The organism is Comamonas suwonensis, from assembly GCF_012844455.2.
GTDB lineage: Bacteria > Pseudomonadota > Gammaproteobacteria > Burkholderiales > Burkholderiaceae_C > Comamonas > Comamonas suwonensis.
In genome coordinates, this window is the sequence record NZ_JABBCQ020000005.1 from 213,203 (window position 1) to 239,935 (window position 26,733).

The following is a 26,733-nucleotide window of genomic DNA, read 5'->3' on the forward strand; positions in this document are numbered from 1 at the left end:
TTGCGGCTTCCCCCAAGGGGACGGGCAGCTTCGCGGCGAGGCGGCTCTTGCTCGCTGCCCCTGAGGTGGTGTGTGGTGGTTTGATATGAAATAGGGCTATAGCCCTTGATAGATAAGCGCAAGCAGCTATTCTTTTTGAAATAGCGCTTGCGCTTTTTTCTTGCCCAAAGCCCCTTGAAATATCAGGGGCTGTCCCGAGTTATGACGATGAATCGCCTTGAGAGCATCTCCGGGCGGCTTTTGATTTCAGTTTTTCGCTCACAAAGACATGACAAAGCAAACCCATTCCTTCCAGGCCGAAGTGGCCCAGCTGCTCCACCTTGTTACGCATTCGCTGTATTCCAACCAGGAAATTTTCCTGCGCGAGCTGATCTCCAATGCTTCGGATGCTTGCGACAAACTGCGCTTTGAAGCGCTGGCAGATGCCAGCCTGTACGGCGATCAGCCCAATCTGGAAGTGCGTGTGTCCTTTGACAAGGCCGCCAAGACGCTGACCATCACCGACACCGGCATCGGCATGACCGAGCAGGAAGCCATCGACAACCTGGGCACGATCGCCAAGAGCGGCACCAAGGCGTTCATGGACAAGCTGTCTGGCGATCAGAAGGCGGATTCGCAGCTGATCGGCCAGTTTGGCGTGGGCTTTTACTCCGGCTTCATCGTGGCCGACAAGATCACCGTGGAAACCCGCCGTGCCGGTGCTCCGACGTCTGAAGGCGTGCGCTGGATCAGCGGCGGCACGGGCGACTTCGAGATCGAGCAAATCGAGCGCGCCGAGCGCGGCACCAGCATTGCCCTGCACCTGCGTGATGATGCTGAAGAGTTCCTCAACGGCTACAAGCTCAAGCAAGTCATTGCCAAGTACTCCGACCACATCAGCCTGCCCATCTTGATGGAAAAGGAAGAGTGGAAGGACGGCGAGAACGATCAGCCCGGCGAGATGGTCAAGACCGGCGAGTGGGAAACCGTGAACAAGGCCAGCGCCCTGTGGACCCGTGCCAAGAAGGACATCACGGAAGAGCAGTACAAGGAGTTCTACAAGGCCATCAGCCATGACTTCGAGGACCCGCTGACCTGGAGCCACAACCGCGTTGAAGGCAATACCGAGTACACGCAGCTGCTCTATATCCCCGGCAAGGCGCCGTTTGACCTGTACCAGCGCGACAAGCACGCCGGCATCAAGCTCTATGTGAAGCGTGTCTTCATCATGGACGACGCCGAAGCGCTGATGCCTCAGTACCTGCGCTTTGTGAAGGGCGTGATCGACTCGGCCAATCTGCCGCTGAACGTCAGCCGCGAGCTGCTGCAGGAAAGCCGCGACGTGAAGCTGATCCGCGAAGGCTCGGCCAAGCGCGTGTTGTCCATGCTGGAAGATCTGGCTCGCCACGACAAGCACGAAGCGGGTGCAGACGGCGTGACCGATGTGGTGGATGCGGACGACAAGGCCAAGGAAGGCAAGTTCACGCAGTTCTACAACGAGTTTGGTGCCGTGCTCAAGGAAGGCCTGGGCGAAGACCAAGCCAACAAGGACCGCATTGCCAAGCTGCTGCGCTTTGCATCGACCACGCACGAAGGCCTGAATACCTCGTTTGCCGATTACAAGGCCCGCATGCAGGATGGCCAGGATGCCATCTACTACATCACCGCCGATACGCTGGCCGCTGCCAAGAACAGCCCGCAGCTGGAAGTCTTCAAGAAAAAGGGCATTGAAGTGCTCTTGATGACGGACCGCGTGGACGAGTGGGCGCTGAACTTTGTGCATGAGTTTGACGGCACGCCGCTGCAATCCGTGGCCAAGGGTGCTGTGGACCTGGGCAAGCTGCAGAACGACGAAGAGAAGAAGGCGGCTGAAGAAGCGGCTGAAGTCTTCAAGCCCGTGCTGGCCAAGCTCAAGGAAGCGCTCAAGGACAAGGCGGATGACGTGCGCGCTACCAGCCGTCTGGTGGATTCGCCTGCCTGCTTGGTCGTCAGCGATGACGGCATGAGCCTGCAACTGGCTCGTTTGCTCAAGCAGGCCGGTCAGGCAGCGCCTGAATCCAAGCCCGTGCTGGAAGTGAACCCCGATCACCCGCTGGTCAAGAAGCTGGACGGCTCCGTCCACTTCCATGATCTGGCGCAGATTCTGTTTGACCAGGCAGTGCTGGCCGAAGGTGGCCTGCCCGAAGACCCGGCGGCCTATGTCAAGCGTGTGAACGCGCTGCTGGCTTAATCGCTTCAGCCTCATAAAAAATCCCCGCAGAGTGCTGGCTCTGCGGGGATTTTTTTGATGGGTTGTGGTGGGTGCCAGTCAGCGCGATTCAGGCTTTCAATACTTGCAGCGCATTGTGTACGGACGCGACACCCATCTTGATATAGGCATCAGCCGTGATCCCACCGATATGTGGACTCAATACGATGCGCGGCTCGTCGTGAAAAAGATGCGGATGAACCATGGGTTCTATCGCAAAACTGTCCAAACCTGCTGCGCCCACTTGACCACTCTTCACCGCGTCCAGCAGAGCTTGCTCATCAATCAAGCCGCCTCTGGCGGTGTTCACAATGAGCACGCCAGATTTGCATTCAGCCAAAGAGCTTGCATTGAGCAAATGAGCGTTTTCCTTCGTCAAAGGGCAGTGCAAAGAGATGACGTCCGATTCACTCAGAATGGCGTTCCAATCTGCCCGCTGCACAAAAGCCGGCAGCTCTTTGGCATAGGGATCAAAGCCCAGCACCCGCATGCCCATGGCATTTGCCACTTTGGCAAAACGCAAACCGATGGCGCCCAAGCCCACGACGCCGACTGTGCGCCCTTCGAGCTCCACATTTTTGTGCGTAGCCTTGTCCCAATGGCCTGCGCGCATGCGTTGATCCAGCTGGACCACGGATTTGGCACATGCCAGCATCAAAGCCAGGGCCTGCTCCGCGACGGCCGCGGCATTGGCACCTACGGCCGCGACGACCCGAATGCCGCGCTCCTCTGCAGCCTGTTTGTCGATGGTGTCCGTGCCGCTGCCATGCTTGGAAATCACCCGCAGACTGGGCGCTGCATCCATGGCCTGCTTCCCCACCTTGCTATAGCGAACGATGATGCCCACCGGATCATGCTGTTGGCAAAGACGCACCACGTCATCTTCAGTGGGCGTCTTGCCCGCATACACCATGTCGAAGTCGGTCAACAATGCCAAGGCTTGCGGTGCCAGGTCTGCACCTGTCACCAAAAAAACGGGGCGCTTGCTCATAGCGTTTCCCCGTCACGGATCACACCCGCAGCGCGCAATGCACCATCCAACCAGGCCGGCGCCAGCGCTAAGCGATTTTGGATGTCGGCAATGCGTTTGGTTTCTGCAGCCACCTTGTCGGCAGCCAGGGGTAGCATCGCCGCCGCCTTGGCACGCTCAATGACAGTCACACCATCGGCATCGCCCACCACCAGGTCACCTGGGTGTACGGTCACACCGCCAATGGAGATGGGGTGATTCAAGCGACCGGGAACAAATTTTGTCGGCCCATTCGGATTCAGGCCTGCGGCATACATGGGAAAGCCCAGTTCGCGGATGGCTTCACTATCACGCACCGCGCCATCAATCACCACGGCAGCAATGCCCAAGGCTACACATTGCTGCGACATGATTTCCCCCATCAGAGCACTGGAGAGGTCACCCTTGCCATCCACCACGATGACATCACCGGGCTGTGCCACCGCCATGGCGGCATGAATCATCAGGTTGTCGCCTGGGCGTACCTCGACAGTGATGGCGGGCCCTGCAAAACGCATGCTGGGAGCCAACGGCGCAATGCGACCGTGCAGGCCGCCACGGCGGCCGGCCACGTCGGCCAGGATGGAGGAAGGAAATTGGGCAGCTTGTTCAACCACTTGCGCATCGACGCGCGCAATATCGCGAACCACATCAGGCAATGCAGCGGCTTGACTCATAAGAATCTCCAGGAGGGCCGGAGCATTCCGGCCGATTGAGGGGTGAGAAAGAAGGAAGAGGCTGGATCAGTCGATGCGCGCGCCGGACTGCTTGACCACCTGCCCCCAGCGCACGATGTCTTCTTTGATCAAAGCGGCAAACTGCTCAGGAGTGCCGCCGACAGGGACAGCACCTTGATCGCTGAGTTTTTTCCGTAGATCCGCCTGACCCAAGGCTTTATTGAATTCGCTGTTGAGCTTGGTGATCACTTCCTTGGGCGTTCCATTAGGCGCAAGCAATCCAAACCATGTCACGGCGTCAAAGCCTTTGTAGCCGGATTCGTTGATGCTCGGTACGTCAGGCAGGTCATCCACTCGCTTGGCGGAGGTCACGGCCAGCGAGCGCATCTTGCCTTGCCGGATTTGTCCGATCAACGTGGGGACCGATCCCAGGTACAGATCCACATTTCCGCTGACCACATCGGTCAATGCCTGAGCTGCGCCTTTGTAAGGGACATGCTGCATCTTGATTCCTGCTGCCGACTGCAGCAGCTCGCCGGTCAGGTGCGCCACCGTGCCATTGCCGGGGGACGCAAAGTTGAGATGCTTGGGTTTGGCTTTGGCCGCTCTCACTACGTCAGCAAGTGTCTTGTACGGCGCATTGGTGCCTGTTACCAGCACAAAGGGCGCGTTGGCAACCAGCACGATGGGCATCAAATCTTTTACCGAGTCATAGGGCATCTTGGCGTACAACGACGGACTGATCGCGAGGTTGCTGGACTGTCCTAGCACGATGGTGTAGCCATCCGCAGGTGCCTTGACGGCCATATCTACCCCATATTGCCGGCCGCACCAGGCTTGTTCTCCACCACAAAGACCCAGCCTGTGGCGCTGGTCACTTTTTGTGTGACTTCGCGCGCAATGATGTCGGTGCCGCCTCCTGCGGGGAAAGGCACAACGACCCGGATGGGGCGATTGGGGTAGCTCTGTGCGTGCGACGTCGCTGCTGCAGCAGCGAAAACACAGAAAGTGACCAAGGTACGACGGTTCAGCAACATGTATGTCTCCAATTTAGGATCGGCTACAGCGCCGAATTTTTTGTGATGTGCTTGAGTATTAGGTCTGCAAAAGATACAGTCCAATCGATAATTCTTTCAAATACATCAATACAGCTTTTGCTATGGATCTGCGTGATCTTCGCTACTTTGAAACCATTGCTGAACTCGAACATATTGGGCAAGCCACAGAGCGCCTGCACCGGACCCAGCCGGCGTTGACGAGCTGCATACGCCGGTTGGAAGCAGAGTGTGGTGCCCCCTTGTTCGAAAAGTCAGGCCGCGGTATTCGACTGACAGCGGCAGGTCAGGTCTTGCTCAAATGGGCACAACGCCTGCGCTTCGACGCTGAAGATGCAAAACGGGAAATTGCAGACATGGCCCTCGGCCTGTCTGGCCATATTCGCCTGGGCATCGTGCCGACTGCTGCGCAATTTCTGTTGCCACAAGCGGCGCGGCAACTCATGGCGCAGGCTCCGGAAGTCACGTTGCGAACCGTGGTGGGCCTAGTTGACACGCTGCGTCCGCAACTGCAATCGGGGGCAATTGATTTGCTCGTGGGGACTGAAGGCCCCGATGAGCCCGGCTATATCTCACAAGTGCTGACATCGGACACCATCGTCGTGGCTGCCAGCGCAGAGCATGAAATACACCGCATACAACCGGGTTTGCGGGATTTGACGGCGTACCGCTGGGTGCTGCAACCTCCGGGCGCTCCCACCCGAGATTGGCTGGATCACACGTTTGACCGTAAACGCCTGCCGCGCCCTAGGGTGCAGGTAGAAAGCACCATGCTATTGATGCTGCCCGCATTGATTGCAGAGACCAAGCTGCTGAGCTTCATCTCACGTCATCACCTTGAGAGTACCCATGCAGCATCTCGTCTGCGTGAAGTTCCCATCAAGGAAACAACAATGACCCGGCGGCTCGTTGTCACCTACCGCGAGAAAAGCTATGTAGCGCCTGCGGCCAGACTGTTGATCGATTTGCTGTCCAGTGCGGCAGTCAGCGATTAAGAATGGCCCAACCACCCAGCGTGGGAGCGGGCACTCGCTGGGCGCATTAGCAACTGACGCGAGTGGACCTGGGTTGATAGATGAACGTCCCTGGATTGACCTAATCAGGGAATGCGCAACCCAAGACGCTCGACATTGGCATACACCTAGTCCAAAAACTGTATAAATAAACAGTAAAATTAGAGCTTGGTAGCTCCATAAAAAAAGGCCAAACATGTCAATAGAACTCGAACAAGAAGACGTCTCCATCTTCGAAGACCGCCTTTGGCATCACAAGGGCTGGGAAGCCCGCGTGATCAAGAATGAAGATGACGATGGCTGGGCAGTAGCGATGACTCAAGACGGCCAGGCGGAGCCCGCTCTGGTCGGCCCATGGACTATGGGTCGCGACAAGAAAAGTCCTAAGCCACTTGACGTGTCGGCCTTCAATACGCTGGTGAAGACTGCCAGCGAAATAATACGCAGGCATGAGCAGCACCAGGCAGCGATGCTGCACAAAACGATAGAGATTGAAGTTCGTGGACTGCGCGTGGTGGTGGCTCTCGATATTGAGCCCGATGAAGAGAACCCCACGGCGACTCTCACGGCCACTGCTGCGGACGGTAGCCAGCTGGCCAAGGTAAGAGCCCGTCCTGACCAAGGTCTTACCCGTGCATCTGCGCAGCGCTGGGCAGACGCAGGCTACCCGCGTGCGAGTGAGGACTAAATCTAGGAGCAAGACTCTGGCTTTACTTCACGTGCGGTTTGGAAATAAAGAGATGTTCTTTGCTCAGGAGTGCTGAGCAATTGCAACAGGTCACCACTATCCCTCTCGGTCGACTGACTTGATGTTTATGCCTCAGGTTTTTTCAGTCGAAAAGCACATGAAAATTGCCTCCAGCACTTATCCATAAAGCGCTGAGAGCTATCAATTCAAGAGTGTTGATCCTTTTGCTGCGCCAGCAAGCGGCGATCCCAGAGCACCACCCCCAGCGAGATCAGGCCCAGTAACCCGCCCATGAGACTGGTGCCGTTCCAGCCATGGTTGAGCCAGGCCCAGGAGCCCAGCGCCGAGCCAATGGAGGCCCCCAGAAAATAGGTCGTCATGTAGACGGCATTGATGCGCGAGCGTGCCTCGGGTGCCAGTGCGTAGACCACGTTCTGGTTGCTGATGTGCAGCGCCTGCAGCGCGCCATCGACAACCAGCAGGCCCAGCATAAACCACCAGATGCTGGTGCCGCCCAGCCACAGGCACAGCCAGCCCAGCAGCATGAGCAGGGCTCCCGCCATGGTGGTGGGTTGCTCCAGCCCTTTGTCGGCCAGTCGTCCAGCCACATTGGCCATCAGCGCACCGGCAATGCCAACGATGCCAATCAGGCCGATCATCAAATCCGAGAGCTGAAAGCCCGGTCCGGCCAGCAGCAGCGCCATGGTGGAAAACAGCACGCTCACGGTGGCAAATCCGGTTCCGCCAATCAGCGCACGGCTGCGCAGACGTGGGTGCTGGCGCAGCAGCTCGCCCAGCGACTTCATGACTGCGCCATAGCTCACCGGGGTGGCTGGAGCGGCCGAGGGCAGGGCGCGCGCCAGCAGTACGGCCATGAGGGCGGTGCTGACCGCACCGACCCAGTAAACGGTACTCCAGCCGCCCAGATCGGACAGAATGCCTGCCACGCTGCGCGAGGCCAGAATGCCGATCAGCAGCCCGCTCATGACCAGCCCGACTGCGCGGCCACTGGTGCCAGGGGCGGCAAAGGTGGCGGCCATGGGCACCAAAACCTGTGCGGCGACGGAGAACACGCCAGCCATCAAAGTGCCTGCCGCAAGCAGTGCAAAACTGCCTGCCAGGCCGCTGATGCCGGAGAGCAGCATGCCGCAGGCCGCCAGCAGCATCAGGACGAGCACCAGGCGACGGCGCTCCAGCATGTCGCCCAGCGGCACCAAAAACAGCAAGCCCAGTCCATAGGACACCTGAGCCATGGTCACGGTGCTGGATGCCTGGGCATCGCTGATCTGCAGGTGCTGCACCATGGAGTTGAGCAGCGGCTGGTTAAAGTAATTGGCCCCCGCGCACAGGCCGCAGGCCGTAGCCATGAGCAGCAGGGTTGTTTTCGAGAGAACCGTCGGAGCCGTGGTCGTGTTGTTGGGTTTCATGAGGCGCGCGGATGGATGTTGCAAGTCAGGCCGCGGTGGCCTCTCTGAGAGCCTGAGCCGGTGATATGGCAAGGACAGGCTGCGTGAGTGCTGCGATGGGGGCTGCTGCTGTGGCTTCCACTTCGATCAGCATGCCGGGCAAGGCCAGCTTGGGTACGGGGATCAGCGTGCAGGCTGGAAAACGCGGTCGCGCGTCGCCGGGTTCGCCACTGCCCCAGTGCAGACGCACGCTGCGCTGCCAATGCTCGAAACGCTCCAGTGAATGATCGACGATCAGCACCGTGAGCTTGAGCACATGGCCCATGTCCGCGCCACCGGCAGCCAAGGCGATCTTGATGTTGGCCAGAGCCTGCGCGGCCTGCTGGGCAAAGCTGTCGGGCAATTCGGACTGTGCGTCTTCTCCTCCCTGCCCCGAGACGAACAGCCAGCGCAGAGGCTCCTGGACTGTGACCACATGGGTGTAGCCGTTAGGGCTGCAGTCATAAAGACCGGCGGGTTGCAGGTATTGCGCTTGTGTGTGGAGCTGGGGGGTGATGCTGGGCATGGAGTCCATGGAAGTCTTTCAGGAAAACCTGCTCCGGCGAAGCCCTGCAAAGAGCGGGCTTTTGGCCGGAAGCTGCTTTGCATTGTTCAACCTCAACTAAGCTTGAGGTCAAGGGTTTTGTAAGACCACTTCGGAATGCGGCGATAACACGCCCGCCATGAACAGCAAGGAGAAATATGGAACCGACCGTGCAATGTGAAGAGGGGGCTGATGCGGTGGAGTGCGACGGTAGGCATCTGCCGGAGGCAGATGGGTGGCAGTCGCTGAGCGTGGGAGAAGTGGCCAGCCGCAGCGGCGTGGCGGTATCCGCTTTGCATTTTTATGAGAAGCAGGGTTTGATTGCGAGTGCGCGCACTGCTGGCAATCAGCGCCGCTATGCCCGCGCGGTGCTGCGACGGGTGGCGGTGATCAAAGTGGCGCAGCGCATGGGTGTTCCGCTGGCCGAGATTGCACAGGCGCTGGCGCATCTGCCCGGCAACCGCGTGCCCGGCAAAAGGGATTGGGCCAGCCTGTCGTCTCACTGGAAGGGCCAGCTCGACGAGCGCATTGCCACGCTAACCCAGCTCAGGGATCAGCTCGATTCCTGCATAGGCTGCGGTTGCCTGTCTCTCAAGGTCTGCCCGCTGCGCAATGAGCAGGATTGCCTGGCCGGGCAAGGGGCTGGTCCGCATTTCCGGTAAGCGGCTTTAGAGCCGCTCTTAGTTGCGTGGAATAGGCAGAACGCGGGCACGCAGGCAAAGCAGGCCTAACGAGGTGGTCAGCAGGCCCAGGCAGGTGCAGAAGCCGATCAGCGCTCCCGTCAGGCCGATATGGTCCGACAGCCAACCCATGCCCAGAATGGGAATAATCGTGCCCACATAGCCCACAACCAAATAGGTGGACAGCAGGCCGGTGCGGTTAGCGGGTTTGGAGACTTTGTTGACGATGGACATGCCCGCCAGATTGCACAGAGCATGGCCGCAGGCCATGCTCATCACGCAGAGAACAAACAGCGCCGTCGAGGCTGCAAAGCTGTTGAAGATGAGCAGTGCATTGGTGGCAGTCAGTGCGAAGAAGCCGACGACGGCCACGCTTTTGGTGGCGTATGGGCGTGCAATCAACTGAATGCCGGCAGACAGAAATAGGATGACGCCGATCGAGAGACCTGAAATGGCCGGCCCATGCCAGGGCACCATCCTGGCCATGAAACTGGGGGCCATGGCGGCAAACAAGCTGAACATGCCAAAGGCTGAAAACGCAGCCATGCAGCCTAGAGCGTAGTGATAAAGAAAGGGTTTGCGTGGCTGGGAGATGCTGGGCAGCACATCTTTGAAAGACAGGCGGGGTGCATCACTGGAAGAAGGCTCCGAAGTTGCTGGCAGCTTGATCTGAAACAGTGCGTAGATGCCCAGAAAGCTCAGCGCGATGGGAGGCAGATAGCTGGTGAGCAGTGGGTGCGGAACCCATTGCGCCATCAAGCCGCCCACCACGGGGCCGAGGCCAAAGCCAAAGGCAATCGTCAGGCTGGTGGTGGCGGCGGCGCGTTGCAAGTCGCCTTTGTTGTTCAGTTGGGTCATGCCCACCGAGGCTGATGTGGTGATCAGCCCGGACGCCAGACCAATGATGAAGCGGCAAACGCCCAGGCTGATAGCATTCCAGGCCATGGCCGAGCCGATGACCCCCACCGTCATGATGATCAGACCTATGCGCAGCACCTTCAGAAAACCAAAGCGGTTTGTCAGGCGCCCCAGAAACAGGAGGCTGATCAGCGCGCCCAGCATATAGGTCACGAAGATCTGCGTGATATGGCTGGGTTGAAGCCCCCAGGCCTGCTGATAGAGGGGGTAGAGCGGGCTGGCAAGGGCCGTTCCCATGACGCCTACGCACATGGAAAAGCACACCCAAGCATAGGGGCTCAGACGAGATTGCATTTGGGGACTACTTGGTAAGACAGGCATTTTGCGTACCCGGCATGGGGAAATCAGCTTGACCTAGAATTATTAAAAATGACTTATTGGTCAGATTTATGAATTCTAAAAAAGGATTGCAACGCATGGTTGAGGCTGATGCATCTGCCCCTTGCACAGACCCGGATATTGGCCATGTCGCGCAGGCCAGACGTCGCACGCGTGGCCCTAGTCTCGACAAGACGGCTCAGACCCGTCAGCAAATTGCCGAAGCTGCGCTGGCTGAGTTTGTCGAGGTGGGTGTAGCCCGCAGCACCATGGATCGCATTGCGCGTCGCGCCCAGGTGGCCAAGGGCACGCTCTACCTGTACTACCCTTCCAAGGATGAATTACTGCGTGGGGTGGTTGAGCATGCGCTCAGGCACTCGGCCGTCTATACGGCGCTCAAACGCAGAAAAAGCGAGACTGTGCGTGCCTTTTTGCGCCGCAGCTTGCTGCCGACGATGGAAGCGGTGGAAAACAGCGAGCGTGGCCTTCTGGCGCGGCTGGTGCTCAGCGAAGCCAGTCATGCCCCCGAACTGGCTCGACTCTACAAAGAACTGGCTTTTGATGCATGGCAGACCTATGTGCAGGACTTGCTGGCGCTGGCGGTGAAGGAGGGGGAGCTCAAGACCCGCTCCGTCAGTCGCAGTGCACAGTTGCTGGCCAGCCCGTTCTGGATGGTGCTGGTGCACAACAGTCTGCTGGCCCCTGATGCACCTCAGAAGCTGGCACTCAAGCCGCTGGTCGAGCTACTGATTGATAACCTTTTTTCCAGATCGGCGGGCGACAATGCCACCGTTAAAAGCCAATGAGTGAGCTGTGATGAAAACTGCCTTGAAGATCACCGGGAAAGCAGGCCTGAGCGCCACGCTGGCTGCGCTGTTGCTGATGGCTCTGCCCGGCTGCAGCTCCGTGGGTGCTGGCATTGGTGTGGGCATTCCGATTGGACCTTTTTCCGTGGGCGTGGGCCTGGGTCGCGGTGGCCTGAGCGCAGGTGTAGGTACAGGCGTTGGCCCGGTGGGCGTAGGTGTGGGTGTCAATCAGAGCGGGCAGGTTCTGGGCAGTGCCGGTGTGGGGGCATCTACAGGCGTGGGCGGTGCCAGTGTGGGCGTTGGGGTGGGTACCTCGACCGTGCTGCACGATCCGAATCGCTCGCAGGCGGCCGAGCTGCCTGCGGCCCCGCCCCCCGCTCCGGCTCAGGGTGGCGAGGCGGTTGAATGGCGTGATGCGCGAGGACATGTGGTGCCTGAATGCCGCCTGCAGGGGCGCTGCTAGGTTTGGGCTGGCAGGTGCCGCGTATGCGTGGCTTCCAAGGCCACGGCATCAGGCGTATAGCGGCTCTTGCTGCATGGCCTCGATCTGCTCGTTGAGCATGTCCACTTGGCCCTGCCAGTAATCCATGCTGCCAAACCAGGGGAAGTTGATGGCGAAGATAGGGTCCTGCCAGCGGCGTGCCAGCCAGGCGCTGTAGTGCAGCAGGCGCAGGGTGCGCAGTGGCTCGATCAGGGCCAGCTCGCGCCGGTCAAAGCTGCGGAATTGCTCATAGCCTTCCAGCAGGGCGGAGAGCTGCTGGGTCTGCTGGCCTCGGTCGCCTGAGAGCAGCATCCACAGGTCCTGCACGGCGGGGCCGCTGCGGGCGTCGTCCAGGTCGACAAAGTGCGGGCCGCCGTGGCCGTCGTCGTCCAGCGGCGTCCAGAGAATATTGCCGGGGTGGCAGTCGCCATGCAGGCGTATCTGTGTCGCACTTTGCAAGCCAAAATGACCTGCAGCGCTTAATCCATCTGCGGCTGGTGCTATTAAAGAAAGAGCTTTCTCACACGCCTGCTGCCAGCGGTTGCGCACTTCCAGTGCGACGACTTCATGCTCCAGCAGGTAGTTCATGGATTCGTAGCCAAAGCTTTTCAGATTAAGCGCCGGGCGATGGGCAAAGGGTTGGGTGACACCCACGGTGTGAATGCGCGCCAGAAAGCGGCCAATCCACTCCAGCACCTCCCAGTCATCCAGCTCGGGCCTGCGGCCACCGCGCCAGGGGCTGACGCTGAACAGAAAGCCGCTGTGCTCGTGTACGGTCTGGCCTTGCAGAACCAGCGGGGCGACCACGGGCACTTCCTTGTCAGCCAGCTCTTGCGAGAAGGCATGCTCCTCCTCAATCTGCGCGCGGCTCCAGCGGCCGGGGCGGTAGAACTTGGCCACGACTTTATCGCCATCGTCCTGATGCGCGAGGTAGACGCGGTTTTCATAGGAGCTCAGCGCCGTGAAGCGGCCATCCGGCACAAGGCCCGTGCTGCACAGCGCATCCATCACGCAATCTGGCGTGAGGTCTGCATAGGGGTGAGAAGGGTCTTGGGTATCGCTCATGCCAGCATTGTCATGCGCATTCCGGCCCGTTTTGGCTGGATGGGATTGTGTTCATCTGCCCGGTGCTGCTTTTGTTTTGCGAGCGGCTGGTGCCTGTCTGCGTTGGGTGGGCTTCCCAAAAGACGGCTGCTTTGCAGTGTAGCTGGCACACTCGCTGTCATGGATGTGCGCCCAGAACTGTCAGAGCCCTGTGAGGATAGAGATTTTGCCGAATGGCATCAGGGCTGCCCGTGGTGCGCGGTCTGGGTGGTGATGCTGGAAGATGCGGCGCTGGAGCAAGCGCTGCGGCAGGCCAGAGCGCGGCTGGGCGATGCCTTGTTGCCTCGTTACGCGCGCCAGCCGCATATCACGCTGGCCTATCGCGGGCTGTGTCAGGGCGAAGCGGTACATGCCGCGCAGGAATATGACGCACAGGCGCTGCGGGCGGATGTGGCTTTGCTTCAAAAACTGAAGCAGCAACCCTTTGCTGTGCAAGTGGCTGGGGCAAACAGCTTTACCACCGTGCCGTATCTGAGTGTGAAGGGAGATGTGCCCGCTTTGCAGCGCCTGCATGCAGCGCTGGTGCCCGAGGAGCCTGCGCCGGGCTGGCGCTATCTGCCCCATGTGACCATTGGTCACTATGCAAAGCAACGGCCTTTAAGCGAGATGTTGAAGCCGCTGCAGGCGTTGGGCCAGGGCTTGCCCGAAATCACGGTCACGCAGCTGGCGCTGGCCCGCTATGCGAGCGCAGAGATTGCCGGCCCGCTGACGCTGGAGGGTGTCTTTGAGCTGGACACCGGGCGCTACGTTGCAGCCCCCGATGCCCTGTGGCGTGACTTGACTTAGCGAGGTTTAGACGAGGGTCAGTGTCACGTCGATATTGCCGCGCGTCGCGTTGGAGTAGGGGCAGACCTTGTGGGCAGCGTCCACAAGTTGCTGGGCAGCGGCCTTGTCCATGCCGGGCAGGCTGATCTTCATGCGCACGGCGATGCCGAACACTTCACCCACGGGGCCCAGATCCACTTCAGCGTCCACAGACAGGTCGGCTGGCAGAGTCACATTCTGGCGCGGGGCCACAGCCTTCATGGCACCGATAAAGCAGGCGGAGTAACCGGCAGCAAACAGCTGCTCTGGGTTGGTACCCTTGCCAGCGCCGCCGGGGGAGGTCAGCTGGATGTCCAGACGGCCATCATCCGTGCGCGAAGCGCCTTCGCGGCCGCCGGTTGTGTGGGCGTGTGCGGTGTACAGAACCTTGTCGAGTTGGGTCATGTTGATTCCTTGGGTTGGTGAAAGGCATACGCTAACCCATGTTGATGACGCCAGTCGTCTGCAGGGGTGAGGGCGCTTGTGCGGAGAATGCATGAATCCTGATCAAATCTGCCGCTAGCTCTTATTTATCAAACGCTGGTAGCTATAATTTTTGGTGGTTCGACCTCAGTCATCGTAGGGTAGATTTTCGGGGTCTGCGCCCACAAAATCCGGCGCTGGCGTGCTGTGCAGTTGCAGCGCCCAGATATCCGTGTGCCCCTGTACCAGTCGTTTGACGGCGCGGTGCATGCCGTCCATCAGCCGGCCTTCGGCGTCGAGCAGGATGGGATAGGCGGTGTCTGCCGCCTCGACCAGCTTCAGGTGCTCGGCAATCGCGCGGGGTGTGGGCTCGTCGCCCGGCTCGCTGAACCAGTAGCGCTGATCCAGCTCGGTAATGTCAGACAGCGCAACCCAGCGCGGCTGTATTTGCTGTTGGGCGGCCAGAGCGATGAGCTTGCGCACATCCCAGGCCAGCAGCCCTTGCGGGCTGGGGCGAAGGTGGTATTGGGGGCGTAGATTCACGCCCTCATTGTTTCATGAGCGTATCGGCCAGTGCCTGGTACATGGGCAGGCTGGTCGGGTCGATGCCGGCGTTGCCCGCAATCGGATGGGACGCATAGCGCACCACCACCATCTGGGCCTTGGGGTCGATATAGATAGCCTGGCCGTGAATGCCGCGCGCCATATAGGCCCCGTTGGGATTGTGCGAGACCCACCACATATTGCGGTACGACCAGCCGGGCAGTGTGGTGTAGCCGGCCTTGACGAACTGGGCCGGATCGGCACCGCGGCGTATGTCCTCCACCACGGCCTTGGGCAGCACCTGCTGACCGTTGGCGGCGCGGCCATTGTTGCGCATCATCTCGCCAAATCTGGCCAGGTCGCGCAGCGTGGTGTTCAGCCCGCCACCGCCCGACTCGGTACCAATGCGGTCGACCATGAAGTAGGCGTCCTGCTCGGCACCGATGCGGCTCCAGATGCGCTCGGACAGCAGCTGGGCCAGCGACTTGCCGCTGGCGCGCCGAACAATCCATGCCAGCACTTCGGCATTGACGGTTTTATAGGCAAAGGCCTGGTTGTGCTCGCCCTCTTTTTGCAGGGTCTGCAGAAAGTCATAAAAACTCTTGGGGCCCGCGTAATCCTTGCCCTGCGGCATCATGCCACCCGCTCTGGCGTAGTCCCAGACTTCGGCCTTAGGGTCGGCGTAGTTCTCGGAATACTTCACGCCAATCGTCATATCCATCACCTGGCGCACTGTGGCATCGCCATAGGCGGTGTTCTTCAGCTCGGGCAGGTAGTCGGTCACCAGCGCCTCAGGTTTGATGCTGCCGTCATGTGCCAGCAGCGCAGCCAGCGTGCCGACAAAGGATTTGGTGACCGACATGGCCAGATGCGGGCGCTGCGGCTCCAGTGCGCCCAGGTATTTCTCATAGACCACCTTGCCCTTGTGCAACACCAGAATGCCGTCGGTGTAGTTGCGGTCCAGCGACTGGGCGAATGTCAGCTCTTCGCCTGTGCCCATGACCTTGAAGCGCACGTTGTCCAGATTCACCGGGGCTGCACGCAAAGCGCTGGGTGCGCCCGGACCGCGCCAGACGTTGCTGGTGGGCACGATTTCGCGGATGTGGGAGAAGGTCCAGCGGATGCGCGGAAAGGTATTGCCTACAGGGTTGTCGAAGGTGATGAGCTTGTCTGCCGCAGGCGGAAAGCCCTGCATCCACCCCAGAGCCTGCACCGTGGTGCTGGCCGGGTCAGGCAATGCGGGGGCTGGAGTCTGCGCAGATGCTGCAGAAACAATAGCTGTCAGCGCAAATGGAATAAGCGCTTGACGGGAATATCTCTTGAAATTCATGACAACCTCTTCGGCTGGGTTTATCTGCCCGTAAAACGTGCGGGGCGTTTTTCAATGAAGGAGCGCACGCCTTCGGCCGCATCTTCGCTGTGGGACAGAAGCTGCTGCACGGGGATGAAGTCGGCCACGGCGGCGGCCTGGCCCAGCTCGATGGCCTTGAGCACATTGAGGCGGGTGGCCACCACGGCTTGCGGGGCTTGCAGCGAGATGCGTTCTGCAATGCGAAAGGCGTCGTCCAGCTCCCTGCCTGCGGGTACGACTTTTTGCACAAAGTTGCAGCGATAGGCTTCGGCGGCGTCAAACGGATCGCCTGTCAGCAGGTGCAGCATGGCATTGCCCACGCCTGCGCGCTCGGCCATGCGCAGGGTGGCGCCGCCGGTGGGCATGATGCAGCGCTGCACTTCCATCTGCGCAAAGCGGCAGTCGTCCGCGGCGATCACAATGTCTGCGCCCAGCATCAATTCGATGCCGACGGTAAAGCAGATGCCTTTGACTGCAGCGACCATGGGCTTGGCGCGGCGGCGGTAGCCGGGCAGGCCGTAATCGTGCGGCTCCACCAGCCCGGGTGGAATGACTTTCTGGCCGGCTTTCATGAACTCGGCGATAAGGGGCAGATCAAGCCCCGCCGTGAAATGTTCGCCAAAGGCGTGGAGCAGGCCCACACGTAACTCGGGCTCGTCTTCCAGCCGGGTGTAAGCCTGGGCCAGTTGCTGGAACATGGCCGGCGTCCAGCCATTGCGCTTGGCAGGGCGGTTGATGCCGATCAGCAGCACATGGCCAAGAACCTCACAGGAAATGCAGCCCTCGGGTGGTGGGCTGGGGATGTCGATTTGCATGGTGAATCTCCTGCGCAAAACGATAGACCTCAGCGCTTGCGCTAGCAGTCGCGTACAGGACGAGGCATCGCTTTTCGGGCTAGGTGTTAACGCCAGCGCCTGACACGCAGCTATGCTTTAGCCGTGATCCCACGAAATGGAAAAAAGATGCCAGAAGCGCCGCACCGCCAACTGTTCAGAGACTACCCGCTGGATGGCGCGCTGCTGCGTTTCCACCCCGAAAGCGGAACCAGCATCCGCATTGAAAATACGGAAACCCGGCACCTGCAGCGCGTGGCACCCCGGGTGGCCATGTTTGGCATTACCAATAAATGCAATCTGAGCTGCGATTTCTGCTCACGCGATGTGCAGCGCGAGAGCGCATGGACAGTCAATTCCGCTGCGCAGGTGCTGCAAGACCTGAGCGCTGCCGGTGTGCTGGAAGTGGCGTTTGGCGGCGGCGAGCCGTTTGCCTTTCGCGGCTTTGCCGACCTGGTTCAGCAACTGCATGAGACCACGCCGCTGGCGCTGAATGTCACCACCAATGGTCTGCTGATTCGGCCCGGAAATTTTGCGGCGTATGCGGGCCGCCTGGGGCAAGTGCGAATCTCTCTTTATGACGACCCGCGCTGGCGCGATACGGCGCAGCTTTTGTCCAGCTATGGGCAGAGATGGGGTGCCAACCTGCTGATCGATGCGGGAGTGCTGGCGACGTTGCCCAGCCTGCTGGCGGAGCTGACAGCACTGGGTTGCCACGACGTGTCGCTGCTGTCGTATATCGGTGCCGATATGCACAGGCATCTGACGGCAGAGGGGCGGCTGCAGCTGGCGGCCATCGTGCAGGATGCGCCACTGCCTTGCCGCCTGTCGGTGTGCTTTGGCAATACCGTGCCCTTGCCCCGTTTGTTTGATGGCGCGGACGGCAGCGGGGACTGTGGCGCGGGCGTGGATTTTGTATCCATCACCCCCGATCAACGCATGCAGGGCTGCTCGTTTCAAGACGGCGGCCTGCCCGCTCGCAATGCGCAGGAAATTTTGGCGGGCTGGCAGCATCAGCGCTCACGTCTGGCGCAACCCAGCTTGCGCCATGGCTGTGCGGGCCGCAAACGGGCTGGCTTGGCGCAGGGTCAGCGTGCTCACTCCGATCCCTCCATGCCTTCACCTTCTATACGGGTGTGGCAGGCGTTCTCGGGCAATAACAGCGGTGAATGTGTGATGGTGGCCCGATTCGACACCATTAACGACGCCAACAGCTATCTGGCGCAGCTGCTACCCGCCTGGAAGCCGGAAGCAGACTATGCCCCTGAATGGTTGCAGCTCTTTCAGGCGCAGGCCGTGGCCGGGCCGGGGCTTGCCTATGGCGAGATGCCGAGAGACTTGCTGGCCATTGGCCGATCTGTGCTGGCAATGGGCTACGGTCTGGAAGACCAGTTCCCAGAGCTGCGGGCGCTGGCCTGGAAGCAGGGTGCAGCGTCAATGTCCGGTGGCATACACAGCCACGAGGTGACGCTGCTGGCGGCAGTGCGCACTGCCAGTGCCGATGAGGCCCGCAAGCTCGCCGCAGTCGAGTGGGCGGATGAGTTCTCGGCTCGTCCATTCATTTATGGCGATACGCTGTTGCTGGTCATGGGTCTGATGGGTCAAGAGGGCGAGCTGGAGGCCTGCAAGCGCGGTCTGGAGGCCTTGGCGGATGGGCGCCCTTTGGCCGTTGAAGTGCACTCTGACATTGTCAGCAGTGAGAGCATGCTGGAGGTGATGAAGCGATTGGGCGCGCCAATCCACCAGACACCAAGACTGGTGCTGCAGTTCTGGGGTGGGGATCCTGCGGTGGCTCAGAAAAAGGCTGCACATTTTGCCCAGATGGTGACTGAGGCTGAAGTGACGGCGGCGGCTGCCTGTGTGTTGATCTCGGGCCTGAGCCGGCGCAAGCGGCTGGCGGTGCTGGCGTATCGCCAGGGAGCGACTGTCGGGGCTCTGGATGCGGCCGAGCTGCAGGTGAGTGCGCGGCTCGTGTTGCCTGAACTGCCCAGGCAAAAGGGCAGGCGTGCGGTTCAGCCCTCCATCGACATTGCGCTATTGCAGGATGAACTGCGATTAAGCCTGTGGCCCGGCGTGCCGCTGCAGGTGGAACAGGGCTACCGAGGCGCAGCCCAAGTGCGTGTGACCAGCACCCAGCCAGAGCGGGTGCTGGAGACGTTGAAACAAGCGGCGCAAAGACTGGGCGCAACAACCCATTTCTGGGTCAGCGAGCCTCAGGCTCTGGCGATGGCTGTGCGCCGCCTGCTGGCAGAGGTTAGGGAGTCGCGTGAGTAGGCTTTGCTACCGCCTCGGCCTCCTGACCCTGCCAGTGATCGCCGATCAGTAGCTGTAGACGCCCTGACTGGTCTTGCGGCCCAGACGGCCGGCGGCCACCATTTCGCGCAGCAGGAAGCAGGGGCGGTACTTGCTGTCGCCGAATTCCTTGAGGTAGACCTCCATCACGGCCAGACACACGTCCAGGCCAATCATGTCGGCCAGAGCCAGCGGGCCAATAGGCTGGTTGCAGCCCAGCTTCATGCCTGCGTCGATGTCTTCGGCGCTGGCCGTGCCTTCGCTCAGCACCTGGAAGGCTTCGTTGATCATGGGCACCAGAATGCGGTTGACCACAAAGCCGGGCGCATTCTTGACGGTGATGGGTGACTTGCCCAGGGCTTCAGCCATGGCCTTGACGGCGTCGTGCGTGGCGTCAGAGGTCTGCAGGCCGCGAATGATCTCCACCAGCGCCATCATGGGCACGGGGTTGAAGAAGTGCATGCCGATGAAGCGGTCGGCGCGTTGCGTGGCGGCGGCCAGCTGGGTGATGGAGATGGACGAGGTGTTGGTGGCCACGATGACTTCGGGGGCGACCAGCGCATCGACTTGCTTGAGGATCTTGACCTTGAGGTCGTAGTTCTCGGTGGCGGCTTCGATCACCAGCTGGGCGGCTTTCAGGTCGTCGTAGCTGGTCGAGACTTTGATGCGGGAGAGCGCTGCGGCCTTGTCGGCTTCACTGATCTTTTCTTTCTTGATCAGGCGGTCCAGGCTGCCAGCCACGGTGGACAGGCCTTTTTGCACGGCGGTGTCAGAGATGTCGACCATCACCACATTGATACCCGACACGGCGCACGCCTGTGCGATGCCGTTGCCCATGGTGCCTGCGCCGATGATGCCTACAGTTTGGATTGCCATCATTTTTGTCTCCATTTAGATAAGTGCGATTGAACGGGAAAATGGTATCCCGGTTCTGAGCGGGTTTGGCCCTAGTCGGGCATCTGTGGCGTGATATGCGCCTGCAGGGGCTGAAAAATTTCCGCACGACCGTGTTAGTGCGCATTCCAGCGCTGGGACAGATTCTCCAGAATGAGCGCTCAAAGCGGGAGGCTCTATGCGCGACTATGTGGTGATCGGCGGCGGCTCGGCAGGTTCGGTGCTGGCTGCACGCCTGAGCGAAAACCCGGCCGTCAGCGTCACGCTGCTGGAGGCGGGGTGCGAAGACAAAAGTGTGCTGATTCACTGCCCTGCCGGGCTGGCGCTGGTCGCCAAGCAAAAAGCGCTGAACTGGGCCATGGAGACCGTGCCCCAGGCCGGACTGAATGGTCGCAAGGGCTACCAGCCGCGCGGCAAGGTGCTCGGGGGCTCCAGCTCTGTCAATGCCATGATTTATGCGCGTGGCCAGCCTTCAGACTATGAATATTGGAGCGCTCAAGGTAATACCGGCTGGGGCTGGAGCGATGTTTTGCCTTATTTTCAGAAGTCCGAATGCAACACGCGTGGCGCGGATGCGCTGCATGGCGGCAGCGGTCCCCTGCATGTGTCCGACCTGCGTGACCCCAACCCGCTGGCACAGGCCTTTGTGCAGGCGGGCGTGCAGGCTGGCCATGCGCACAACACAGATTTCAACGGTCTCAGTCAGGAAGGTGTGGGTCTGTATCAGGTCACACACCACAACGGCGAGCGATGTAGCGCGGCCAAGGCATATCTGACGCCGGTGCGCAGCAGGCCTAATCTGCAAGTCATTACTGGCGCGCAGGTGCTGCGGGTGCTGATGCAGGGGCGCAAGGCAGTGGGCGTGGAGTATGCGCAGGGCGGACAGGTGCAGCAGCTGCGTTGCAACCGCGAGGTGTTGCTGTGCGCGGGCGCGTTGCAGTCGCCGCAGCTGCTCATGCTTTCTGGCATTGGGCCGGGCGAGCATTTGCAGCAGATGGGGATTGAGGTGGAACATGACTTGCCCGGAGTGGGTGAGCATCTGCATGATCACCCCGATGTGGTGCAGGTGGTGAATGGCCCGCAGATGAGGGACAGCTTTGGTGTCTCGCTGACGGGTCTCAAAAATGTCTGGCAGGGGGTGAGCCGCTGGCGCAATGAGCGCAGAGGCATGCTGACCAGCAACTTTGCGGAGGCGGGCGGTTTTATCCGCAGTCAGCCACAAGAGGTGGCCCCTGATCTGCAGCTGCATTTTGTGGTCGGCAAGCTGGTGGATCACGGGCGCAAGACGGTGCTGGGCCATGGCTATTCATGCCATGTCTGCATCTTGCAGCCCAAGAGCCGTGGAAGGGTAAGGCTGGCCGCGAATGATGCACGTGCTTTGCCGCTGATCGACCCCGCTTTCTTTGCGGAAGCCGACGACATGCAGCGCATGGTACGCGGCGTGCATCGCATGCGTGAGATCCTGAGTCAGCCGGCGCTGGCGGGGTTGGGTGGGAATGAGCTAGCGCATTCAGCGCAGGCGCGCAGCGATGCGGAGATTGAACAGTTCATCCGCAATTACGGTGACACCATCTACCACCCCGTAGGTAGCTGTCGCATGGGGCCGGGGCCGCTTGATGTTGTGGATGCCCAGTTGTGCGTGCATGGCGTGCAGGGGCTGCGTGTGGTCGATGCGTCCATCATGCCGCGTATTGTGAGCGGCAATACCAATGCGCCCACCATCATGATTGCCGAGAAGGTGGCGGACTTGATCAAATTGACGGCGTAGCGGCCGTTGTAAACGGGCGATCTCAATGGGCGTTTAAGCCCCGGAGGATAGAGTTGAATCCGCACCGTCTTGAGACGGGGGTGTCAGGGTGATGAATTCAGTGCGTCCGCGTCCCATTTTTTTGGCCTGCTGCAGGGCGATGTCTGCCTGCTTGGTCAGCTCGTCCAGCTTCAGACCGCTCCATGCGCTGGGTGCGAGTGCGCAGCCGGCGCTGAAGTCCAGATCTACCTGAAGCTCATATTGAGCGCCCATCTGAATGGCTGACTTGATGCGGGTGAGCAGGGCGCGTGCACCTATCAGGTCTGCATGAACCATCAGACAGAAAGACTCGCCTTGCCAGCGAGCGACTACCTCGTCGCCGCGCATCTGTTTTTTCAGCGCACGAGACATCAACTGCAGGGCTTCATCGCCAGTTTGATAGCCATGACGCTTGTTGACGCGGGAGAAATGATCCATGTCGATCAGAATCACCGCCAGAGGCAGGTTCTCGCGCAGTGAGCGGTGGAGCATGAAGCGTGCCTGACCCTTGATCGCCTGGCGCAAAGGCAAGCCTGTCAGAGGGTCTTCGGGGGCATCCGTCTGCTGCAGTCGTAGCTCTTCATCACGGCAGGCCATCAGTATCGACACGAAACACAGTCCGCTGAAGACTGGCATTAACCAATACAGGGTGATGTGGGTGCTAGGCTCCGTCGCAAAGCTGTGCAGCCATGAGGCATGTAGTGCGGAGTAACCACGGGCTATCAGGTTCAGTGCAATGCACAGCCCAGCGCCAAAGAAAAGATAGCGCCATGCTCTAGCAACCTTGGTGCGGGGGTAGAGAGCCATGCTGATCAGCGCAATGAGACTCAGGCCGTAACCGATGTCGAACCATGCCACCTGGTAAGGCTTGCTTTGAATCAGTGCCATGACGCCTGCCAGCGTCAGCATGCACAAGACAGGCAAAGCCATGGTGAGTGCTTTGCAGCGTTGTCCTAACCAACCTTTTAGTGCCTTGTGCAATTGCCACAGAGCACCCAGTGAGGCGGCCGTTGCGGATGTAGACAGCAGTGCATTCCAGCCAAAGGTATCGACTTGCCCCGCGCCGAAGATGAGCAGCCAAGAGAGCCCCTGCAGCAACAGAAATTGCTGAGCATTGAGGGCGGGGCGGCTCATCTTCTGGCTTTGGCCCATGAACCATGGCAAGGCAAAGGCGATCGTCATGAGATTGACGGCCACCATGAGCGCCATGGAAAACTGATCTACATCATGCATGGAGGCGATTATTGGAAGGCCACTTCGTCAAAGCTGCGTAGTTTGCGACTATGCAGTCGATCGGATCCACCTTCTCGCAGAATCTCTACTGCACGCATGCCGATGCGCAGGTGCTGATCCACGCGTTCGCGGTAAAAATGGTTGGCCATGCCGGGCAGCTTGATTTCGCCATGCAGCGGCTTGTCGCTCACGCACAGCAAGGTACCGTAGGGCACGCGGAAGCGAAAACCATTGGCGGCAATGGTGGCCGACTCCATGTCCAGCGCCACGGCGCGGCTCTGGCTGAAACGGCGCTGGGGCAGGTTGTCGGGCAGCAGTTCCCAGTTGCGGTTGTCGGTGCTGGCTACGGTGCCGGTGCGCATGATGCGCTTGAGGTCGGGACGTTCCATCTGCGTGATATCCGCCACGGCCTGCTGCAGAGCGACCTGAATTTCGGCCAGGGCCGGAATCGGTACCCAAAGCGGCAGCTCTTCGTCCAGTACATGGTCTTCACGCACATAGGCGTGGGCCAGCACATAGTCACCCAGTTGCTGGCTGTTGCGCAGGCCTGCACAGTGACCCAGCATCATCCATGCATGGGGGCGCAGCACGGCAATGTGGTCGGTGATGGTTTTGGCGTTGGCTGGCCCGACGCCGATGTTGACCATGGTGATGCCGCTTTTGTCGGCGCGAACCAGGTGGTAGCCGGGCATCTGCGGCAGGCGGGGTGGGGCGGTGCCCAGCTCGTCCACGGCTTCGGCAGGCAGACCTTTACGGCGGGTGATGACGTTGCCGGGCTCGACAAAGGCGATGTAGTCGCTGTCCTCATTGGCCATCTCGGCATGGCCCAGACGGATGAATTCGTCGATATAGAACTGGTAGTTGGTGAACAGTACAAAATTCTGGAACCACTCGGGCGCCGTGCCTGTGTAGTGGCGCAGGCGGTGCAGCGAGTAGTCGACGCGCGGAGCGGTAAACAGCGATAGCGGTAGGGCCTCGCCTGGATGAGGGCGCCAGGTGCCGTTGGCAATGCCGTCGTCCATCGACTCCAGATCCGGAAGATCAAACACATCGCGCATCAGCATGCGGCGCTCGGGTGAGAGAGAGCCTTCGATATGGTCGTTATCGGCAAACGAGAAATGAATCGGGATGGGCTTGTCGCTCAGGCCCACCTCGATGGCCACCTGGTGATGCAGGATCAGCAGGCGCAGCTGTTCGCCGAAGTAGCTGGCGAAGAGATCGGGCCGGGTCAGCGTGGCTTCATAGGTGCCGGGGCCTTCCACAAAACCATAGGTCAGTTTGGTGTCGGCATGGGCCACGGTGGTGGTCTTGATCCGCACAAATGGGTAGTAGGCGTGGACCGGCGCGGCAGGCGTTTCACCCGCCACAAAGCGCTGCATGGCTGCGCGCAGGTGATCGATTTGCTCTCGGTACAACTGCTGCACATGGGCCAGAGCCTGGGGTGCATCGGTATGGAACATGCTGCTGCTTTTATGCGATGGAGTCGGTGTATTGATGGCCATGGACGCTATTGTCTTTGTAGCATTTGACAGTGCTGCGACATCCATGCGGCCGCGCGATCGGCAGGCATTGGCGCAGACACCAGAAACCCCTGCATCATGGCACAGCCCATCTGACGGAGCATGTGCAATTGTTCAGGGCTTTCTACGCCTTCGGCCAGAATTTCGAGATGCAGGCTTTGCCCCATCTGCACGATGGCGTTGACGATGGCGGCTGCATCGGGGTTGTGAGGCAGGTCGGAGACGAAGGACCGGTCGATCTTGAGCCGGTCTATGGGGTGCTTGCGCAGATAGGCCAGCGACGAGTAACCGGTGCCAAAGTCATCTATCGCCAGGCCCACGCCCAGTGACTTGAGTGCATGCAGGGTCTGCTGCATATGCGTACCCGACAGCATGAGCGTGGTCTCGGTGATTTCGATATGCAAATAGCGAGCGTCCAGCCCCGTGTCGTCCAGCACCTGTGCCACTTCCTGCACCACATCACGCTGGCGGAACTCTTGGGCGGACAGGTTGACGGCCACAGGAACGGGTAGGTAGCCGTCATCCTGCCAGGTCTTGGCCTGGCGGCAGGCCTGATTGAGCACCCAGCGGTCAACTGCCGCGATCAGGCCCCGGTTCTCGGCAAAGCCAATGAATTCATTGGGCGAAACCAGACCTCGGTGCGGGTGCTTCCAGCGCACCAGCGCCTCAAAGCCCGCCAGCTCGCCGCTCTGTATCAAGGTTTGCGGCTGATAGTGCAGTTCGAACTCGCCGCGCTCAACGGCATTGCGCAGCATTTGCTCCTGCATCAGCATGCGGGTGGCCCGCCCTTCCAGCGCGGGGGTGTAGAACTGCGAGAAGCTACGGCCACGGGCCTTGGCCATTTGTAGAGCGGCTTCGGCATTGCTCAGCAGTGCCTCGGGGCATTGGCCGTCATTGGGGTACATGGCAATGCCTACGCTCAGCGAGACATTCAGTTGAGTGCCTTCGACCTGATAAGGGGCTTCCACCGGCGTTCGAAGCTGTGCCACCAGCGCCTCGGTTTCCAGCAGACTGGGATTGTCGGGCAGCACGATGACAAAGTCATCGCCACCGACACGGGCCACGATGTCCTGAGGGCGCAGGGCTGATTGAATGCGCTGAGCCATCTCGCACAGCAGCAAGTCGCCCGCACGGTGACTGAGCGAGTCGTTGACGAATTTGAACTGATCCAGATCCAGCGACAGCACGGCCAGCCGTGATTGCTGACCGGCTGCCTTGGCAATCACATCGCTCAGCAAATGGTTCAGGCGCGCCCGGTTGGGCAGATGCGTCAGCAAATCATGCTGGGCCAGAAAATCAATGCGCTGGCGGGTTTGCAGCCTGTCCGTCATATCGCGCAGAACGACGATGCGGTGGCTGTCGTTCTCGCCGGGCATGGTCTTGGCCTCGACCTCTACGGGAATATGCAGGCCGCTTTTGTGCACGGCAATGGATTCATGGCGGTCTTCGCTCTCGCTGCGCAAGTTTTTCAGTGCGCGCAGGCGGACTTCCGGGCCCACGTAATCAAGAATGGCGGTGCCGCGCAGTTCGTTAATGGTGTAGCCGACCAGGCGTGACAGGGCGTCATTGCCATCCATGATGATGCCGTCGCGGTGCAGCACGATGGCTTCGGTGGTGATGGCGGCAAACTTGCGCATGCGCTCTTCGTTGTCACGTATTTGCTGAGTCACCTGATGGTGGTGACTCACATCGGTCATCAATGCCACCAGACCCTTGAGCACGCCATTTTCTGCATGAGGGCGCAGCACGGCCTCGATATGCTGCACCTTGCCGATTTCATTCTTGAACTGGCGCGTGTAGCGCATGGTCTGCGTACTGTCCACTGAAACCGTGTCGAGATACGGTTTTATCTGCGCCCAGACCAGCTCCCCCACAATCTCTTGTACATCAAGGCCGACAATGCTCTGCGGCGTGTAGCCAAAGTGTTCGGCATAGTGGGAATTTGCAAAGCGACAGGTTCGGGTGTCGGCATCAAAATAGGCCAGCATGGCCGGTGCCGTATCTGCGACCAGCCTCACAATGGCATTCACATCTCTCGATGGCTGAGCGATGAATTTGTCAGGCATGCGCCTCCCTCATTTTTGGGAGT

23 protein-coding genes and 1 pseudogene are annotated in these 26,733 nt (G+C 60.1%); 9 read left to right on the top strand and 15 right to left on the bottom strand.

Features of this window, described 5'->3' with window-relative positions:
• Positions 1-268: 268 nt before the first annotated feature.
• Positions 269-2,209, top strand: coding sequence for a molecular chaperone HtpG (htpG, locus tag HF327_RS07770; RefSeq protein ID WP_169107685.1), 1,941 nt, complete (start codon positions 269-271; stop codon positions 2,207-2,209).
• A gap of 88 nt (positions 2,210-2,297) precedes the next feature.
• Here the strand turns inward: htpG and HF327_RS07775 are convergent, their stop codons facing one another.
• From HF327_RS07775 to HF327_RS07785, 3 genes and pseudogenes are all read right to left on the bottom strand, one after another.
• Positions 2,298-3,218 (bottom strand): NAD(P)-dependent oxidoreductase, encoded by a 921-nt coding sequence (locus HF327_RS07775; RefSeq protein WP_169107686.1) that lies wholly within the window; start codon positions 3,216-3,218, stop codon positions 2,298-2,300.
• Positions 3,215-3,913 (bottom strand): RraA family protein, encoded by a 699-nt coding sequence (locus HF327_RS07780; protein ID WP_169107687.1) that lies wholly within the window; start codon positions 3,911-3,913, stop codon positions 3,215-3,217. The genes HF327_RS07775 and HF327_RS07780 overlap by 4 nt, the downstream gene beginning before the upstream one ends.
• A 66-nt stretch (positions 3,914-3,979) precedes the next feature.
• Positions 3,980-4,950 (bottom strand): annotated as a pseudogene (locus HF327_RS07785) (Bug family tripartite tricarboxylate transporter substrate binding protein).
• 122 nt (positions 4,951-5,072) lie between these two features.
• Between HF327_RS07785 and HF327_RS07790 the strand changes: the two are divergent.
• Together HF327_RS07790 and HF327_RS07795 are read left to right on the top strand one after the other, a co-directional pair.
• Positions 5,073-5,963, top strand: a complete 891-nt coding sequence (locus HF327_RS07790) for a LysR family transcriptional regulator (protein WP_169107688.1) — start codon at positions 5,073-5,075, stop codon at positions 5,961-5,963.
• Positions 5,964-6,177: 214 nt separating this feature from the next.
• A complete protein-coding gene (locus HF327_RS07795) occupies positions 6,178-6,669 on the top strand; it encodes a hypothetical protein (protein WP_169107689.1) in 492 nt (163 codons plus the stop codon).
• 206 nt (positions 6,670-6,875) lie between these two features.
• On the opposite strand, the gene HF327_RS07800 is transcribed toward HF327_RS07795, so the two are convergent.
• Positions 6,876-8,096, bottom strand: coding sequence for an MFS transporter (locus HF327_RS07800; RefSeq protein WP_169107690.1), 1,221 nt, complete (start codon positions 8,094-8,096; stop codon positions 6,876-6,878).
• Positions 8,097-8,121: 25 nt separating this feature from the next.
• Positions 8,122-8,649 (bottom strand): RidA family protein, encoded by a 528-nt coding sequence (locus HF327_RS07805; protein WP_169107691.1) that lies wholly within the window; start codon positions 8,647-8,649, stop codon positions 8,122-8,124.
• Positions 8,650-8,816: 167 nt separating this feature from the next.
• Between HF327_RS07805 and soxR the strand changes: the two genes are divergently transcribed.
• Positions 8,817-9,320 carry a redox-sensitive transcriptional activator SoxR gene (gene soxR / locus HF327_RS07810; RefSeq protein ID WP_169107692.1) on the top strand — a complete coding sequence of 168 codons (504 nt, stop codon included), beginning with the start codon at positions 8,817-8,819 and terminating at the stop codon, positions 9,318-9,320.
• An 18-nt stretch (positions 9,321-9,338) separates the two neighbouring features.
• Here the strand turns inward: soxR and HF327_RS07815 are convergent, their stop codons facing one another.
• Positions 9,339-10,550, bottom strand: a complete 1,212-nt coding sequence (locus tag HF327_RS07815) for an MFS transporter (protein WP_198460438.1) — start codon at positions 10,548-10,550, stop codon at positions 9,339-9,341.
• A gap of 122 nt (positions 10,551-10,672) precedes the next feature.
• On the opposite strand from HF327_RS07815, the gene HF327_RS07820 reads away from it, so the two are divergent.
• Together HF327_RS07820 and HF327_RS07825 are read left to right on the top strand one after the other, a co-directional pair.
• On the top strand, positions 10,673-11,380 hold the full coding sequence (locus tag HF327_RS07820) for a TetR/AcrR family transcriptional regulator (RefSeq protein WP_169107693.1): 708 nt from the start codon (positions 10,673-10,675) through the stop codon (positions 11,378-11,380).
• A gap of 10 nt (positions 11,381-11,390) precedes the next feature.
• Positions 11,391-11,843, top strand: a complete 453-nt coding sequence (locus HF327_RS07825; protein ID WP_169107694.1) for a hypothetical protein — start codon at positions 11,391-11,393, stop codon at positions 11,841-11,843.
• Positions 11,844-11,891: 48 nt separating this feature from the next.
• On the opposite strand, the gene HF327_RS07830 is transcribed toward HF327_RS07825, so the two are convergent.
• Complete coding sequence (locus tag HF327_RS07830) at positions 11,892-12,926, bottom strand: serine/threonine protein kinase (RefSeq protein ID WP_169107695.1); 1,035 nt, start codon at positions 12,924-12,926, stop codon at positions 11,892-11,894.
• A 159-nt stretch (positions 12,927-13,085) separates the two neighbouring features.
• Between HF327_RS07830 and HF327_RS07835 the strand changes: the two genes are divergently transcribed.
• Positions 13,086-13,751, top strand: coding sequence for a 2'-5' RNA ligase family protein (locus HF327_RS07835; RefSeq protein WP_169107696.1), 666 nt, complete (start codon positions 13,086-13,088; stop codon positions 13,749-13,751).
• 6 nt (positions 13,752-13,757) lie between these two features.
• Here HF327_RS07835 and HF327_RS07840 read toward each other — a convergent pair whose 3' ends face one another.
• The 4 genes from HF327_RS07840 to HF327_RS07855 form a co-directional block, all read right to left on the bottom strand.
• Positions 13,758-14,174 carry an organic hydroperoxide resistance protein gene (locus HF327_RS07840; protein WP_169107697.1) on the bottom strand — a complete coding sequence of 139 codons (417 nt, stop codon included), beginning with the start codon at positions 14,172-14,174 and terminating at the stop codon, positions 13,758-13,760.
• A 165-nt stretch (positions 14,175-14,339) separates the two neighbouring features.
• On the bottom strand, positions 14,340-14,735 hold the full coding sequence (locus HF327_RS07845; RefSeq protein WP_169107698.1) for a hypothetical protein: 396 nt from the start codon (positions 14,733-14,735) through the stop codon (positions 14,340-14,342).
• Positions 14,736-14,739: 4 nt separating this feature from the next.
• Positions 14,740-16,065, bottom strand: a complete 1,326-nt coding sequence (locus HF327_RS07850; RefSeq protein ID WP_169107699.1) for a serine hydrolase domain-containing protein — start codon at positions 16,063-16,065, stop codon at positions 14,740-14,742.
• 20 nt (positions 16,066-16,085) lie between these two features.
• Positions 16,086-16,901, bottom strand: a complete 816-nt coding sequence (locus HF327_RS07855) for a crotonase/enoyl-CoA hydratase family protein (RefSeq protein ID WP_169107700.1) — start codon at positions 16,899-16,901, stop codon at positions 16,086-16,088.
• A 147-nt stretch (positions 16,902-17,048) separates the two neighbouring features.
• Here HF327_RS07855 and HF327_RS07860 point away from each other — a divergent pair, with 147 nt between their 5' ends.
• A complete protein-coding gene (locus tag HF327_RS07860; protein WP_169107701.1) occupies positions 17,049-19,193 on the top strand; it encodes a radical SAM protein in 2,145 nt (714 codons plus the stop codon).
• A 45-nt stretch (positions 19,194-19,238) separates the two neighbouring features.
• Here the strand turns inward: HF327_RS07860 and HF327_RS07865 are convergent, their stop codons facing one another.
• Positions 19,239-20,087, bottom strand: a complete 849-nt coding sequence (locus tag HF327_RS07865) for a 3-hydroxybutyryl-CoA dehydrogenase (protein WP_169107763.1) — start codon at positions 20,085-20,087, stop codon at positions 19,239-19,241.
• Positions 20,088-20,283: 196 nt separating this feature from the next.
• On the opposite strand from HF327_RS07865, the gene HF327_RS07870 reads away from it, so the two are divergent.
• On the top strand, positions 20,284-21,873 hold the full coding sequence (locus HF327_RS07870) for a GMC family oxidoreductase (protein WP_169107702.1): 1,590 nt from the start codon (positions 20,284-20,286) through the stop codon (positions 21,871-21,873).
• A 33-nt stretch (positions 21,874-21,906) separates the two neighbouring features.
• Here the strand turns inward: HF327_RS07870 and HF327_RS07875 are convergent, their stop codons facing one another.
• The 3 genes from HF327_RS07875 to HF327_RS07885 are packed head-to-tail and all read right to left on the bottom strand — an operon-like array spanning position 21,907 to position 26,710.
• A complete protein-coding gene (locus tag HF327_RS07875; RefSeq protein ID WP_169107703.1) occupies positions 21,907-23,124 on the bottom strand; it encodes a GGDEF domain-containing protein in 1,218 nt (405 codons plus the stop codon).
• An 8-nt stretch (positions 23,125-23,132) separates the two neighbouring features.
• Positions 23,133-24,584: an AMP nucleosidase gene (locus HF327_RS07880; RefSeq protein ID WP_169107704.1), complete on the bottom strand. Its 1,452-nt coding sequence runs from the start codon at positions 24,582-24,584 to the stop codon at positions 23,133-23,135.
• Positions 24,585-24,631: 47 nt separating this feature from the next.
• A complete protein-coding gene (locus HF327_RS07885) occupies positions 24,632-26,710 on the bottom strand; it encodes a sensor domain-containing protein (RefSeq protein ID WP_169107705.1) in 2,079 nt (692 codons plus the stop codon).
• Positions 26,711-26,733: the final 23 nt, after the last annotated feature.

Bases quoted from the DNA above. Each gene is read 5' to 3' on its own strand.
- htpG (WP_169107685.1), top strand. From the start codon at position 269: ATGACAAAGCAAACCCATTCCTTCCAGGCCGAAGTGGCCCAGCTGCTC.
- HF327_RS07775 (WP_169107686.1), bottom strand. From the start codon at position 3,218: ATGAGCAAGCGCCCCGTTTTTTTGGTGACAGGTGCAGACCTGGCACCG.
- HF327_RS07780 (WP_169107687.1), bottom strand. From the start codon at position 3,913: ATGAGTCAAGCCGCTGCATTGCCTGATGTGGTTCGCGATATTGCGCGC.
- HF327_RS07790 (WP_169107688.1), top strand. From the start codon at position 5,073: ATGGATCTGCGTGATCTTCGCTACTTTGAAACCATTGCTGAACTCGAA.
- HF327_RS07795 (WP_169107689.1), top strand. From the start codon at position 6,178: ATGTCAATAGAACTCGAACAAGAAGACGTCTCCATCTTCGAAGACCGC.
- HF327_RS07800 (WP_169107690.1), bottom strand. From the start codon at position 8,096: ATGAAACCCAACAACACGACCACGGCTCCGACGGTTCTCTCGAAAACA.
- HF327_RS07805 (WP_169107691.1), bottom strand. From the start codon at position 8,649: ATGGACTCCATGCCCAGCATCACCCCCCAGCTCCACACACAAGCGCAA.
- soxR (WP_169107692.1), top strand. From the start codon at position 8,817: ATGGAACCGACCGTGCAATGTGAAGAGGGGGCTGATGCGGTGGAGTGC.
- HF327_RS07815 (WP_198460438.1), bottom strand. From the start codon at position 10,550: ATGCAATCTCGTCTGAGCCCCTATGCTTGGGTGTGCTTTTCCATGTGC.
- HF327_RS07820 (WP_169107693.1), top strand. From the start codon at position 10,673: ATGGTTGAGGCTGATGCATCTGCCCCTTGCACAGACCCGGATATTGGC.
- HF327_RS07825 (WP_169107694.1), top strand. From the start codon at position 11,391: ATGAAAACTGCCTTGAAGATCACCGGGAAAGCAGGCCTGAGCGCCACG.
- HF327_RS07830 (WP_169107695.1), bottom strand. From the start codon at position 12,926: ATGAGCGATACCCAAGACCCTTCTCACCCCTATGCAGACCTCACGCCA.
- HF327_RS07835 (WP_169107696.1), top strand. From the start codon at position 13,086: ATGGATGTGCGCCCAGAACTGTCAGAGCCCTGTGAGGATAGAGATTTT.
- HF327_RS07840 (WP_169107697.1), bottom strand. From the start codon at position 14,174: ATGACCCAACTCGACAAGGTTCTGTACACCGCACACGCCCACACAACC.
- HF327_RS07850 (WP_169107699.1), bottom strand. From the start codon at position 16,065: ATGAATTTCAAGAGATATTCCCGTCAAGCGCTTATTCCATTTGCGCTG.
- HF327_RS07855 (WP_169107700.1), bottom strand. From the start codon at position 16,901: ATGCAAATCGACATCCCCAGCCCACCACCCGAGGGCTGCATTTCCTGT.
- HF327_RS07860 (WP_169107701.1), top strand. From the start codon at position 17,049: ATGCCAGAAGCGCCGCACCGCCAACTGTTCAGAGACTACCCGCTGGAT.
- HF327_RS07865 (WP_169107763.1), bottom strand. From the start codon at position 20,087: ATGGCAATCCAAACTGTAGGCATCATCGGCGCAGGCACCATGGGCAAC.
- HF327_RS07870 (WP_169107702.1), top strand. From the start codon at position 20,284: ATGCGCGACTATGTGGTGATCGGCGGCGGCTCGGCAGGTTCGGTGCTG.
- HF327_RS07875 (WP_169107703.1), bottom strand. From the start codon at position 23,124: ATGCATGATGTAGATCAGTTTTCCATGGCGCTCATGGTGGCCGTCAAT.
- HF327_RS07880 (WP_169107704.1), bottom strand. From the start codon at position 24,584: ATGTTCCATACCGATGCACCCCAGGCTCTGGCCCATGTGCAGCAGTTG.
- HF327_RS07885 (WP_169107705.1), bottom strand. From the start codon at position 26,710: ATGCCTGACAAATTCATCGCTCAGCCATCGAGAGATGTGAATGCCATT.